Origin of the sequence: Streptosporangium oxazolinicum (assembly GCF_039537505.1) — a bacterium.
In the GTDB taxonomy this organism is placed as follows: domain Bacteria; phylum Actinomycetota; class Actinomycetes; order Streptosporangiales; family Streptosporangiaceae; genus Streptosporangium; species Streptosporangium oxazolinicum.
The window spans coordinates 630,687-643,396 of sequence record NZ_BAABAQ010000002.1 but is presented as its reverse complement, the minus strand read 5'-3'; the positions used below and the strand labels follow the sequence as shown (position 1 = coordinate 643,396).

Below are 12,710 nucleotides of genomic sequence, written 5' to 3'. Positions count from 1 at the left end.
GGACAATGGCGCTGACCATCGGTGTGGACATTGGCGGGACGAAGGTCGCGGCGGGAGTCGTCGACGAGGACGGCCAGATCATCGAGCATGTTCTGCGGCCCACCCCGGCGGAGAATCCGGACCGGGTCGCCCACACGATCGGTGACGTGATCCTGGAGCTGTCCAAGGGCCGGGAGATCGAGGCCGTCGGTCTCGGCGCGGCCGGGTTCGTCGACGAGACCAGGTCCATTGTCCGCTTCGCCCCCAACCTCGCCTGGCGCGAGGAGCCGCTGCAGAAGAAGGTCTCCGAGATGGTCGGCCTTCCCGTCGTGGTGGAGAACGACGCCAACGCGATGGCGTGGGGCGAGGCCAGGTTCGGCGCCGGTCGCGGCGAGACCCACCTGGTCTGCGTCACCGTCGGCACCGGCATCGGCGGCGGCATCGTGTTCGACGGCTCCCTCTACCGGGGCCGCTGGGGCATGGGCGCCGAACTCGGCCACATGCAGGCGGTCCCCGAGGGGCGTCTGTGCGGGTGCGGCAACCTCGGCTGCTGGGAGCAGTACGCCAGCGGCAGCGCCCTGGTCAGCGAGGCCAGGATGATCGCCGAAGCCGAGCCCGACCGGGCCGTCAAGCTCCTGGAGATCGCCGGGGGAACGCCCGACCAGATCGAGGGCCAGGAGGTCACCGAGGCCGCCAGGCAGGGCGACCCGGCCGCGCTGGCCGCGTTCTCCTCGATGGCCCGCTGGATCGGCCAGGGCCTGGCCGACCTCGCCGCCGTCCTCGACCCGGGCTGCTTCATCCTCGGCGGCGGCGTCTCGCGTGCCGCCGACCTGTGGATCGACGAGACCCGCGAGTTCTACAACACCCATCTGAGCGGCCGGGGGCACCGCCCGCTGGCCGAGATCCGCCGCGCCGAACTCGGCGCGGCGGCGGGTGTGGTGGGCGCGGCGGACCTCGCCCGCGTGCGCTGACCGCCTCCGGAAGATACCGGCCGCCCGTATGCCGCCCGTATGCCGATCGGGGCGGGCGGCTGGTACGTCCGGCGGTGCGCGGCTATCCTCGCGGCACGCGTCGCGAAGTGAGGTGGCCGTGGTGCTCAGGATCGCCAGCTACAACGTGCGCTCGATGAAGGACGACGTCCCGGCGCTGGGGCGGGTGGTCGCCGCGCTCCGCGCCGACGTCCTCTGCGTGCAGGAGGCTCCCCGGTTCCTGTGCTGGCGCCGCGGCCGAAGGCGGCTCGCCGCCTTCGGCGGGCTGACCGTGGCCGCGGGCCGCCGCAGGGGCGGGGTCGCCGTGCTGACCGGCCCCGGGGTGCGGCTGCTGCACGGGGAGGGCCGTCTCCTGGAGTCCTTCTTCCCCCTGGAACGGCGCGCCATCGCGATCGCCGTGGTGGAGTCGGGGGATCGGCGGGTCGCCGTCGGCTCCATCCACCTGGATCTCGACGAGACCGCCCGGCACCGCCACGCGGACGAGGCGGTGCGGCTCCTGTGGGAGGTGGCCGACCGGTTCGGCGCGCTGCCGGTGCTGGCCGGGGACATCAACGAGCAGTCCGACCGGCCGAGCTGGCGGCACCTCGCCGAGCGGCTGACCGACTGCTACCCGGTCTCGCCGCGCGGCGACGGCTTCACCTTCCCCGCCAGGGGCCCGCACAGGCGGATCGACGCGATCTTCGCGGTGGACGGCCTCTCCGTGCTCTCCTGCGGCGGGGCCGACGCCGACCCCGCCGACCTGGTGGCCGCCACCGACCACCTGCCGGTGATCGCCGAGCTGGACCACCCGTGCCCCGAGGCCGGTGACCGTCCGGATCGGGTCACGGCCGCCGATCCCGGTACGGCCCCGGCGAGATCATCCGGTGTCGGCGACCACCCGGGCGCCGCGCCGGGGGAGCCCGGTCCGGGCCTTCCAGGGGAGCCGGGAGAGCCGGGAGGACGGGCGTTTCCGTGACGAAGGCCGGGCGTCTTTCCAGATCGCGCCGGTCAAGTGGGGAGACCGGCATGCGGGGAGCGGACGAGCCCCGTACCATTTGAAACATGACCCGCCGCCTTCCGCGGCGTGCGCTGGTTCTCTGCGCGGGAGGCCTGCTCCTGCTGTCCTCGCAAACGTTCCCAGCCCACGCCGATCCCGTCAGCCCGCCCGCGGCCGAGGCATGGCAGGCTCCGGTGAGCGCGGGCCTGAGCAGCGACGGGTCGCTGTCCGACGTGGCGGGGGTCTCGGCCACGAGCGTGTGGGCGGTCGGCCAGCAGAGCGTCTGGGACGTCTGGCAGAGCCGCGGCGCGATCACCCACTGGGACGGCACCTCCTGGAAGGAGGTCGGCATCCGCAACGACCCGACCGGTGCCGGGCCCCTGCGTTCCGTCGCGGCGGCCTCGGCGACCGAGCTGTGGGCCGTCGGCGAGGGGCACGACGGCCTCCCCTACCTGGCGAGGGGAGACGGGTCGTCCTTCGACAGGGTCGTCGTCGACAAGCTGCACTCGGGCGACTGGCTGGGCGGGGTGGCGGCCGTTCCCGGCCGGGTGGTCGCCGTCGGGCGCCGCGACAAGCTGCCCATGGTCGTGACCGGCACCGGCTCGAAGTGGAAGCTCACCCAGCTGCCCGACGAGGGCGCGCTGTACGGGGTGGCGCTGTCGGGCAAGAGCGACGGGTGGGCGGTGGGCGACACCGGCGGCAAGCCGTTGATCATGAGGCAGTCCGGCGGGCGCTGGAAGACCCACAAGGCCCCGGAGATTCCCGGCGGCTACCTGCGTGACGTCCACCTCGACGGGCCCAAGCGGGCCCTCGCCGTCGGCGGCGTCTACCGGGAGAAGGGCGGGATAGTCCCGCTCGCCCTGTCGTGGAACGGCAAGAAGTGGTCCCGGGTGTCCCTCCCCGACGGTGATGTCCGGCTGTACGGGGTGACGGGCGACCGCAAGGGGCACTTCTGGATCTCGGGGGTCGACCTGGAGCGGCCGGGCGAGGCCTTCCTGCTCCGATACGACGGGCGCACGGTCAAGGCGCTGCGCGGCCCGGAGACCGCCGCTCCCCGGACGGTGAGGCTCCAGTCGGTGGCGTACCTGCCGGGCACCGACACCGTGTGGACCGTCGGCCACGTGGTCGACGCCTCCGGCAAGTACACCGACGTGATCGAGCGCTTCGGCAACTCCGAGCGCGCCAAGCCGTAGCCGGGGAACGGCCGTGCCCGGTGATCGAGGACGATCCGCCACCGGGGATCGGCGCGGGTTATGCTCCGCGCCGACGGCCGCGAAAGAACCGCAGGACGACCGGGGCCGGACGATCTGTCCGGGCGGTGTGACCCGGCGTGACGATCTCGGGGCGATCCGCTCGGATGGGACGACCGGGGCCGGACGAATCGCTCAGATGACCGCGCCGTCGTCCCAGCCGGAGTCGTTGGGCGGGCCGTCGCCCATGCGGACCACCAGCGCCACGAAACCGCCGATGAACGCGGCGACCGCGGTGAAGAGCATCCACCCCTGCAGGTTCCAGCTGAGCGCGGCGCTCAGCAGCAGGTAGGCGGGGCCGCCGAACAACGCCAGCCACGCGATCTTGGTGGTGGCGTCGGTCTTGGGCAGGGGAGGGGGAGGCGGAGGCACGTAGTGTCCCTCTTCGTCCTCGCCGTCGGACTGTTCCGTGCCGGTTTCGGCCTCGTCGACGGGGTCGTCCTCACGCAGGAGGTCTTCCTCGTCCGACTGTTTGATCACCCGTCGCGGAGGCTCGGCCGGAAGGTTCTCACTGTCCGGCCACGGCTGATCTGCCGAGTCGCGCTCGGCGGTGTCGTTGAAGGACGCGACGATCTGACGCCAGACCTCGTCCTCATCGCTTTGAGGTGTCACCTAGTTGGGCCCGTTGTTCATCGGCCGATCACTTTCTCCCGGAGACCGCGCATCCCCCGCTCGCGATCAGTCTCTCTGCAAGGGTACAGACGCGTTCGAGGTGATGAACTCCAGGCTCCCCGCAAAGATCCGATCGGCATCGTTGTCAAGCGTCGCGACGTGATAGCTGTTGGCGAGCTCCACCACATTCAGATTCCCCCCAGTCAGCCTCTCCCGCAGAATACGCACACTCCCCGGTTTCACAACATGATCCTGCGGACTATGAAAAACCAGGACAGGTTGCGTGATCTTACTCAGCTCCGACCGGGTCAGCGACCACAGCCGCAGGAGGGTCGCCGCGGCCTTGACCGGCGTACGCGTGTAGCCGAGCTCCGCCGCCCCCTCCTTCTTGATGTCCCCGGCCACGCCGGGCACCGACGCGATCACGAACTTGAGCAGCGGCGCCAGCCTGAGCAGCGGCGCGTCGTTCACGATCGAGGGGTTGACGACCACCAGTCCCTTGATCCCGTCGCCGTGCACCTCGGCCAGCCGCAGCGCCATGCACCCGCCGAGAGACAGGCCCATCACGAAGACCTCGGCGCAGTTGCCGCGCAGGTCCGCCAGGGCCTTGTCCAGCTCGGCGTACCAGTCTTCCCAGCGGGTGCGGGCCATCTCCCGCCAGGTGGTGCCGTGGCCGGGCAGCCTCGGCAGCGCCACCGTGATGCCCGCCGCCGCCAGGTATTCGCCCCAGGGGCGCAACGACTGCGGCGATCCGGTGAAACCGTGGCAGAGCAGGACGCCGACCTGTCCCCCCGCATGGTGGTACGCCTCCGCACCGGGCATGACTGGCATCGCGGCTCCTAGTAGGTTCGCCCGATCGTCGCACGACTGGGACGTGTTTTGCGAGAGGTCGTTTTGGGTGGTTCGGTGGGGTAGGTGGCCGGGATCGGAAGTGGGAGGATAATTCCAGGTCCCCGCCTGCCGATCAAAGGAGCATCGAGTGTTCTACTGGGTGGTGAAGGCCATCCTCTCGCCCCTACTCCATCTGATTTTCCGCCCGTGGGTGGAGGGCGTGGGGAACGTGCCGAAGCAGGGGCCGGTGATCCTGGCCGGAAACCACCTGTCGTTCGCCGACCACTTCTTCGGAGCGCTGTTTCTGCGGCGCAAGGTGATCTCTCTCGGCAAGTCCGACTATTTCACCGGCCGCGGTCTCAAGGGGCTGATGAGCAGGGCCTTCTTCAGCGGCGTCGGCACCGTCCCCATCGACCGTTCCGGAGGCAAGGCGAGCGAGGCGGCGCTGCGTACCGGCAAGCGCATCCTCGAGGAGGGGCACGTGCTCGCCATCTACCCCGAGGGTACGCGCTCCCACGACGGTCGCCTCTACAAGGGCAAGACCGGGGTGGCCCGCCTGGCGCTGGAGTCGCGTGTGCCGGTCATCCCGTGGGCGATGGTCAACACCTTCGAGATGATGCCCACGGGCAGGCTCCTGCCCAAGCTGGGCATCCGCCCCGGGGTGAAGTTCGGCAAGCCGCTCGACTTCAGCCGCTACTACGGGATGGAGGAGGACCGCCTCGTCCTGCGCGCCGTCACCGACGAGATCATGTACGCGCTGATGGAGCTCTCCGGCCAGGAGTACGTCGACAAGTACGCCGCGAGCGCCAAGGTCGAGGCCGCCCGCGCGGCCAAGGAGGCGAAGCAGGCCGCCAAGGAGGCGCGCGGGCGTCCCTAAAAAGGCGGGCGCCAGCTCGGTGCCCATGGTCCCGGGAGAGTCCGGGAGAGCCCGGAGGGATCAGGGGGCCGACTCGCGGATGATCAGCTCGGGCTGGAACATGATCTGCTGATGGGCGTGCGACCCGGGATTGTCGCACTCGTCCAGCAGCAGCTCGGTGGCGACCCGGCCCAGCCGGTGGGTCGGCTGCCGGATGGAGCTGAGCGAGACCGCCGACGCCGAGACGAAGTCGATGTCGTCGTAGCCGATGAGGGAGATGTCCCGGGGGACCCGCACGCCCGCCTGGAGCAGCCCGCGCAGCATGCCCAGGGCGAGCAGGTCGTTCGCGCAGAACACGGCGTCGGGCAGTCGTCCCCCGGCGATCATCTTCTCCGCCGCCTGCTGCCCCGACCTGGCGTTCATCACGCTCACCGAGATCTCCTCCAGCGTCTCCCCGGGGTCGCGGCCCGCCGCGGCCAGCGCCCGCTTCGCGCCGATCAGGCGGTCGGCGCACGGGCGGACGGTGAGGGGGCCGGTGACGTAGGCGATCCGCTCGGCCCCGCCGGACAGCAGGTGGGAGACCGCCAGCGAGCCGCCGGTGATGTCGTTGACCGCCACCGAGCACTGGTCGGCGCGTTCGGCGGGGTGGTCGACCAGCACCACGCTGATGCCGCGCTCCCTGAGCTGGTCGAGTTTGGCCAGGTTCGCCCCGGCGGGCGTGATGAGCACCCCGCGGACCCGCTGCTCGGCGAAGACCAGCAGGTTGCGCTCCTCCTTGAGGAGGTCGCCCGAGGAGTTGCCCAGGATCACCGCGTACCCGCGCTCGCTGGCCACCTCCTCGACCCCCGCCGCCACGTCGGTGAAGAAGGGGTTGCCGATGTCGATGACCGACAGGCCGACGGTGCGGCTGTGCCCGGCCCGCAGGCTGGAGGCGGAACCGTGCCGGACGAACCCCAGGTCGCGGATCGCCTCCTCGACCCGGGCGCGCGTGCTCTCGGCGACCTTCTCCGGGCGGTTGAGCACGTTGGAGACCGTTCCGGGGGACACCCCGGCCCGTGTCGCGACTTCCTTTATGCTCACCGAACCCATGGGCATTGATTAAAACGTAACAACCTTCGGTTTGCCAGTCATTGCTGGTATTTTCGGGCTGCTTGTCGGCTTTCGGCCCGCGATCCGACGCGACGGCGGTGACGGTGCCGTACGTGTCCCGTAGCTTTTCCGCCGTTTTTAAAACGTTTTCAAGAGGACGGTGTTGCGGCCGGACCGGGACATGTCGCGCGCCGGGGGACGGACACTGACGAGACGGTCCCGGCCCTGTCGGCGGAAGGCCGAAAGGTCATTCCGTCTCCTGGTCGTTCGAACCGTACTGATCGGCCAGGAGATGGTTCAGGCGACGCAGCACGTCCATCTGGGCGGGGTTGTAGAGCTCCTGCAAGGCGTCCCGCACAGCCTGCTTGACGAAGTGCGCACTGTGCGGAGTGCCGGAGTTCGTGACGCCGAGTCCGGGGTGCGCCGCGTACAGCGCGTGCACGTAGGGGACCAGGCGCTCGGCCACGGCGACGCGGGTCCGCTCGTCGGCGTCGGCGGGGAGGTTGGTGAACTGCGCGGTGACGGGGTCGCTGACGGGGTCCTGCAGCATGTCCGCCCACGCCTGCATGGTTTGTGATCCGAGGACCCGGGTCAGGACGACGACGAATGAGCGGTCGGCGTTCGGCAGGTTCGCCACGGCGGTGGCCGCGGTGAAATCGGTTGACAGATCGGTCGGCGTGGACTGGCGCAGGATCAGGCCGAGTTCGACGCGGACGCGCTGGAGCCGTTCGATGGTGGCCGCGAGTTCGGTGTCGAGAGTGCGCAGGGCGTCCTCGGGGTGGTCGTCGGCGTCACCCATGGCGGCGATCTGGGACAACGAGAACCCCAGGTCCGCCAGGCGCTTGATGCGCAGCACCCGGATGAGATGGGCGACTCCGTACTGCTTGTAGCCGTTGGCATGCCGTTGTGGTTGTTCCAGCAGTCCGACCTCATGGTAGTGGCGTACCGCGCGCAGGCTCGTGCCGGCGAGCTGGGCGATCTCGCGGGTGCTCCAGGCCACGTCCTTCTCCTCCGTCCTCCTCCGTCGGGTGGCGGTCTCCGCCGACGCCGTCGCGCCGACGGGGCGTCGGCGAAACCACGCCGTAGCGGCATGCCCAATTCAGACCGTCATGCACCTTGACGTGTGAGGGGGATCACGCCCGCACGGTCTTGAGTGTGCCGTTACGGCCGGGTGTTTCCTGGGCGCGACGTATTCGCCCACTCGGAGTCGAACGGCTCCCACCGACAGGAGAACCGGTGTCCTTCTCGACCCGCCGATCGTGGATGGCGGTAGGAGTTCTTCTGCCACTGATCACGCTGAGCGCGTGCTCTCCGCCAACCGAACAACAAAAAACGCAACCGGCGCGGCCGTCGGCGGAACTCGCCTCCTTCTACGGCCAGAAGCTGGCCTTCGGCCCGTGCGGGGACTACGCCACCACCCCGGCCGACGCCAAGCTCTTCACCAGTGGCAAGACTTTCGAGTGTGCCCGCCTTCGGGTGCCCTTGGACTACGACGACCCTGACGGCAAGACCGCCCAGATCGCGCTGCTGCGGGTTCCCGCGCGGGGAGCCTCGATGGGATCCCTGCTGCTCAACTCCGGCGGGCCCGGAGGAGCCGGCATGCAGTTCGCCGTTCTCACCGCCGGGGCGCTGGCGCGGAGCCCGATCACCGAGCGGTTCGACCTGATCGGGTTCGACCCGCGCGGGGTGGGCGCGAGCGAGCCGGCCGTGGACTGCCTCACCGACGGGGAACTGCGCAGTGGTGAGCTGCCGTACGAGTTCATCGTCTCGGCGGGCACCTACACGGAGGCCGACACCCGCCGGCTGGTCGAGCGGTGCGCGGAACGCTCGGGCGGCGAACAGGCACTGGCCGCCATCGCCTCGCGTGACACGGTCCGCGACATGGACGTCCTGCGCGCGGCACTCGGTGACAAGCAGCTGAACTTCTTCGGCCAGAGCTACGGAACCCGCATCGGGACCCTGTACGCGGAGGCGTTTCCGCGCAACGTGCGCGCCATGATCCTCGACGGCGCCGTCGAGCCCGGCCTCGGGCTCGCCGACCGGCGGCTGTCGCAGTACGCGGGCTTCCAGCGATCTTTCGATCAGATGGCGGCCGACTGCGCGAAGCGCCCGGACTGCCCGTTGGGCGCCGACCCCTCCCAGGCCACCAAAATCTTCCAGGACAGTGTGCGTCCTCTGCTCAAGCGGCCGGTTCCGGCCGGCGATGGACGACGGCTCTCCTACGACGACGCGGTCAACGCCGTCATCGGCGGGCTCTACGCCCGGGAGGCGTGGCCCGCGATCACCGCGGGGATCGCCGAGGTCCGGGCCGGGCGGGGTGACAAGTTGCGGCAGCTGGGTGAGGCGGTCAGCCCGTCGGACGGCAGCGGAGGCAACTTCGTCGAGGCCAACTACGCCATCGCGTGTATGGACGAGGAGCGTCTGACCCCCCGTCAGGTCGATGAGTTCGAGGGCCGGATCCACAAGGTGGCGCCGTTCGTGGATTCCGGCCGTGGCGTCGGCGGAGCGCGGGACGGGTGTGAGTTCTGGCCCGCCAAGCCGAAGCCCGCGTACCCCCTTCCCGATCGGATCGAGGGTGTCGCGCCGACGTTGACGATCTCCATCACCGGTGATCCGAGCACGCCCTACGACGCCGGTGTCAAGCTCGCCGAAGTCCTGGGTGGCAAGGTGCTCGCCGTCGACGGTGAGCAGCACACGATCTTGTCGTCCGGCAAGAGCGCCTGCGTCAACGACATCGCCGCCACGTACCTGACCACCTTGCAGACGCCGACCGGCGATTCCCGCTGCGCCCTGTGACCCGCCCGGCCGCCGCCCCGCGCACAGGGCGGCGGCCGGGCGTCACCGTGACCACCGTGACCACCACGGCCGGTGCAGATCATCGTCACGACCTGAGACGACCGCGACCGCCCGGGACCACCGGACGTGACGGCGGTCCCGGCTCGCAGAACACATGGAGAAGCAGCACATGGCACCGCCCGACAGAACAACCGCCGAGGAATTGCTCGGCCCGTCTCGCCGTTCCCACGTGTCGGCCCCGCCGGACGGTACCCCGGTGGTCCGTGTGCCACCTCGATCGGCGGCGTCGGCATGACCGGTCCCGGGCCGGTGGACCACGACCACATCGACGACACCGGCGGGACGGCCCCGCCGACGCGCGCCGCCGATCGGCGGCGGACACTGGTCGATCAGCTGGGCGGCGTGCCGGGAATGGTGTACACGACCCTGCCGATCGTGGCCTTCGTGGCCGCCAACGCCCTGTTCACGCTCCCGGTCGCGATCGCGGTCGCCGTCGGGGTCGCCGCGTTGGTCACCGGCTGGCGGCTGCTGCGCAAGGAGCCGATACGTCCGGCGCTGTCGGGACTGCTCGGTGTCGCGGCCGCCGCGGGTGTCGCGGCCTGGACCGGATCGGCGGGCGGGTTCTTCCTCATCGGCATCTGGGTCAGCCTGGGCGCGGCCCTGCTCACCGGTGTCTCCGTGCTCGTGCGCCGGCCGCTGACCGGGTTCGTGTGGAACGCGTTGCACGGCGGCAAGCACAGGTGGCGGCAGTCCCGCCCGGTCCTGCGTGCGCACGACATGGCCACGTTGGCGCTGACCGTTGTCTTTGCATCCCGGTTCCTCGTCCAACGCTGGCTCTACGACGCCGAGGCCACCGGCTGGCTGGCCTTCGCCAAAATCGCCATGGGGATACCCCTGCTCACACTGGCCCTGCTCGTTGTCATCTGGGCCTTTCGGCGCTCCACCAGGCAACTCATCGCGAAGCCCTCCGGCGCCTGAGAATCCACGTGGGGTGAACCCGGTTCGTCGCGGCGCCCGTATCGATCACCGTTCACCGGTCCGCCGCCGACCGGCCGGTGACCGGCCACCGGTGTGGCGAACACCTGGCGGTCACCTCGCAATCCCAAGGAAAGCCGTGCCGAGTCCCGTCGCGGTGAGCGTACGGGAACGGGCGGCGTGACGAACGACGCGAGGAGTGTCGCGAGATGAACACCGCTTTGTATGACAACGCGATGCAGGTGGTTCCCGTTCTGCTGATCGCACTGTTTCTCGACAGTCGCGGCACCGATCGGCAGACCGGCCATCGACCGCGCCGGTGGGAAAACGCGCAGGACAGACTGTTCGCCCTGCTCGGCGTCGTCGCGTTCGTGGTGTCGATGCTCGTCGTCGCCGGTGTCGTCGATGACAGCCGTGTCACAGCGGCGACTGTCATCGCCGCGCTCAGCGGCTGTATCGGCCTGTTGTTCGCGAGGATCTGGTTTCGCCTGATCCGCGACAGCGGCCAGGTCCGTGAATAGCGCCGGACCGCCATTCCGTCTTAAGGAGAACAAACGGTGACCATTACCTGGGACGACCGCGGCGTTCCAACGATCACAGCGGATTCTGAGCTGGACGTCTGTCGACACCTGGATCTCGCTCGTCCGCTTCACCGGCGAGGGCCCCGAAGCCGCTGGCCTGCTGGTCAACGGGAACATCACCGAGGAGACCGCCCCGCCGCACGACTCACAAGTCCCGCTCTTCGGCGCGGCCCTGCTGCGTCCCCTGGAACGGTTCTGACCGCCGACGTCGACCGGAGCCGCCGCGACGAGAAGACCGGTTCTCACCGGGTGCGATTTCCGGGACGCCCGGCCTGGACAGAGCGGACCCTCGCAAGAAAAAAATCTTTCACTATACGAAAGACGGAAATATTTATGGCCTCGAAGAAGTCAGTTGACGACCTGGCCCGGCACCTCACGCGGCGGCTGGGGTCTGACAGGGTTTTCCGTCCGGGCGACGGCTGGTACGCCCGCACGACGGAACTCTGGAACCGTGCGGTGACCGCGCGACCGGCCCTGGTGGCCCGGCCGCGCACCGACGCGGAGGTCGCCACCGCCGTCACCGCCGCCCGGGAAAGCGGCGTCGGCCTCTCGGTGCGCGCGGGGGGCCACGACTGGGCCGGTCGCGCGCTGCGGAACGACGGGCTGGTGATCGACCTCGGCGAGATGCGCGACGTGCGTGTCACGCGGGACACAGCGGTGGCCGGGGGCGGGAGCCGAGCCATGGACGTCGTGACGGCCGCCGCGCCCCACGGCATGAACGTCGCGACGGGGACGGCCGGTGTCGTCGGTATGGCCGGGCTCTCCCTCGGCGGGGGCTACGGCCCGCTGCTGGGCACGGCCGGTCTGGCGGCCGACAACCTGCTCGGCGCCACGGTCGTCCTCGCCGACGGCCGCCTCGTCTCCACCGAGGACGACCCCGAACTGCTGTGGGCGCTGCGCGGCGGCGGCGGAAACTTCGGCGTGGTGACGTCGATGCGGATCCGCCTCCACCCCGATCGCGGCTTGGTGGGCGGCATGGCCCTGTTTCCCTGGCAGGACGCCGCGAAGGTCTTGGACCGGTACGCGGAGCTGACCGCCGACGCCCCCGAAGGGCTGACCCTCCTGCTCGAAATGACCGTCGTTCCCGATGTGGGCCCGAGCCTGCTCGTCGTGCCCGTCTGGTCCGGCGAGCGGCGGGAGGCCGACGCCGCCCTCGACGAGGTCGCGCGACTCGGTACCCCGGTCATGAGCACCGTTGCCCCGATCTCGCAGAAAGACCTGTTGGGGCAGTTCGACGACAGCGTGCCCCACGGAATGCACTGGGACATCCGCACCCGTACCGTCGCCGCGTTGACGCCCGCCGTCATGGAGCTTCTGATCGCCTCGGCCGAGGCGCGTCCCGGGCCCGGAGCGGGGATCGGCCTGCGCCGGTTCCACGGTGCCGCCACCCGTGTCGGCGCTGACGACACGGCCTTCGGCCTGCGTACCGATCATGTACTGGTCGAGATCTCCGCCGGTCGCGGACCGGACGAGGACGATGTCGTATACCGGGATTGGGCCGATCAGGTCAGCGCCGCGCTGGCGCCTCACGCGATGCCCGGCGGCTACCCCAACTTCCTCGGGCCGGATCAGCATGAGCAGATCGAACACGCCTACGGTGCCCACGCCGCGCGTCTGCTGCGAGCGAAGGAGACGTACGACCCCTCGCACGTCTTCACCGCCACGCCCCTTCCCGCACGCCGGTCACAGGAAGCGCCGGTGGCGCCTGAGCGCGTGGCGGACTGACGACCGCCCCATCCCGAAAACGGTTCCGCCGCCGACGGGCGTCACCGAGGC

The 12,710-nt window shown here is 70.1% G+C and carries 12 protein-coding genes; 8 read left to right on the top strand and 4 right to left on the bottom strand.

The features are described from left to right. Nucleotides 1-5: 5 nt before the first annotated feature. From ABD817_RS07845 to ABD817_RS07835, 3 genes are all read left to right on the top strand, one after another. Nucleotides 6-950: an ROK family glucokinase gene (locus ABD817_RS07845; RefSeq protein ID WP_344916515.1), complete on the top strand. Its 945-nt coding sequence runs from the start codon at nucleotides 6-8 to the stop codon at nucleotides 948-950. A gap of 121 nt (nucleotides 951-1,071) precedes the next feature. Then, nucleotides 1,072-1,923 carry an endonuclease/exonuclease/phosphatase family protein gene (locus tag ABD817_RS07840; protein ID WP_344916513.1) on the top strand — a complete coding sequence of 284 codons (852 nt, stop codon included), beginning with the start codon at nucleotides 1,072-1,074 and terminating at the stop codon, nucleotides 1,921-1,923. An 86-nt stretch (nucleotides 1,924-2,009) separates the two neighbouring features. Then, nucleotides 2,010-3,137, top strand: a complete 1,128-nt coding sequence (locus ABD817_RS07835; protein WP_344916511.1) for a hypothetical protein — start codon at nucleotides 2,010-2,012, stop codon at nucleotides 3,135-3,137. Nucleotides 3,138-3,329: 192 nt separating this feature from the next. Here ABD817_RS07835 and ABD817_RS07830 read toward each other — a convergent pair whose 3' ends face one another. Continuing rightward, nucleotides 3,330-3,806 carry a hypothetical protein gene (locus ABD817_RS07830; protein WP_344916508.1) on the bottom strand — a complete coding sequence of 159 codons (477 nt, stop codon included), beginning with the start codon at nucleotides 3,804-3,806 and terminating at the stop codon, nucleotides 3,330-3,332. A gap of 66 nt (nucleotides 3,807-3,872) precedes the next feature. Next, entirely contained in the window at nucleotides 3,873-4,637 is a 765-nt protein-coding gene (locus ABD817_RS07825) for an alpha/beta hydrolase (protein ID WP_344916506.1), read from the bottom strand. 148 nt (nucleotides 4,638-4,785) lie between these two features. On the opposite strand from ABD817_RS07825, the gene ABD817_RS07820 reads away from it, so the two are divergent. Further along, a complete protein-coding gene (locus ABD817_RS07820) occupies nucleotides 4,786-5,514 on the top strand; it encodes a lysophospholipid acyltransferase family protein (RefSeq protein WP_344916504.1) in 729 nt (242 codons plus the stop codon). Nucleotides 5,515-5,574: 60 nt separating this feature from the next. Here ABD817_RS07820 and ABD817_RS07815 read toward each other — a convergent pair whose 3' ends face one another. Together ABD817_RS07815 and ABD817_RS07810 are read right to left on the bottom strand one after the other, a co-directional pair. Further along, the gene (locus ABD817_RS07815; RefSeq protein ID WP_344916502.1) at nucleotides 5,575-6,582 is read right to left on the bottom strand and encodes a LacI family DNA-binding transcriptional regulator; all 1,008 of its coding nucleotides are present in this window, start codon (nucleotides 6,580-6,582) and stop codon (nucleotides 5,575-5,577) included. A 247-nt stretch (nucleotides 6,583-6,829) separates the two neighbouring features. Then, a complete protein-coding gene (locus ABD817_RS07810; RefSeq protein ID WP_344916500.1) occupies nucleotides 6,830-7,582 on the bottom strand; it encodes a helix-turn-helix domain-containing protein in 753 nt (250 codons plus the stop codon). Between the two features lie 236 nt (nucleotides 7,583-7,818). Here ABD817_RS07810 and ABD817_RS07805 point away from each other — a divergent pair, with 236 nt between their 5' ends. From ABD817_RS07805 to ABD817_RS07790, 4 genes are all read left to right on the top strand, one after another. After that, the gene (locus ABD817_RS07805) at nucleotides 7,819-9,378 is read left to right on the top strand and encodes an alpha/beta hydrolase (protein WP_344916498.1); all 1,560 of its coding nucleotides are present in this window, start codon (nucleotides 7,819-7,821) and stop codon (nucleotides 9,376-9,378) included. Between the two features lie 291 nt (nucleotides 9,379-9,669). Then, entirely contained in the window at nucleotides 9,670-10,356 is a 687-nt protein-coding gene (locus tag ABD817_RS07800) for a DUF3159 domain-containing protein (RefSeq protein WP_344916495.1), read from the top strand. A 206-nt stretch (nucleotides 10,357-10,562) separates the two neighbouring features. Further along, a complete protein-coding gene (locus ABD817_RS07795) occupies nucleotides 10,563-10,874 on the top strand; it encodes a hypothetical protein (RefSeq protein ID WP_344916494.1) in 312 nt (103 codons plus the stop codon). 393 nt (nucleotides 10,875-11,267) lie between these two features. Beyond that, the gene (locus ABD817_RS07790; RefSeq protein ID WP_344916493.1) at nucleotides 11,268-12,659 is read left to right on the top strand and encodes an FAD-binding oxidoreductase; all 1,392 of its coding nucleotides are present in this window, start codon (nucleotides 11,268-11,270) and stop codon (nucleotides 12,657-12,659) included. The last annotated feature ends 51 nt before the right edge of the window (nucleotides 12,660-12,710 follow it).

Coding starts and splice junctions, on each gene's coding strand:
- ABD817_RS07790 (WP_344916493.1), top strand. CDS start 11,268: ATGGCCTCGAAGAAGTCAGTTGACGACCTGGCCCGGCACCTCACGCGG.
- ABD817_RS07795 (WP_344916494.1), top strand. CDS start 10,563: ATGAACACCGCTTTGTATGACAACGCGATGCAGGTGGTTCCCGTTCTG.
- ABD817_RS07835 (WP_344916511.1), top strand. CDS start 2,010: ATGACCCGCCGCCTTCCGCGGCGTGCGCTGGTTCTCTGCGCGGGAGGC.
- ABD817_RS07800 (WP_344916495.1), top strand. CDS start 9,670: ATGACCGGTCCCGGGCCGGTGGACCACGACCACATCGACGACACCGGC.
- ABD817_RS07815 (WP_344916502.1), bottom strand. CDS start 6,582: ATGGGTTCGGTGAGCATAAAGGAAGTCGCGACACGGGCCGGGGTGTCC.
- ABD817_RS07845 (WP_344916515.1), top strand. CDS start 6: ATGGCGCTGACCATCGGTGTGGACATTGGCGGGACGAAGGTCGCGGCG.
- ABD817_RS07825 (WP_344916506.1), bottom strand. CDS start 4,637: ATGCCAGTCATGCCCGGTGCGGAGGCGTACCACCATGCGGGGGGACAG.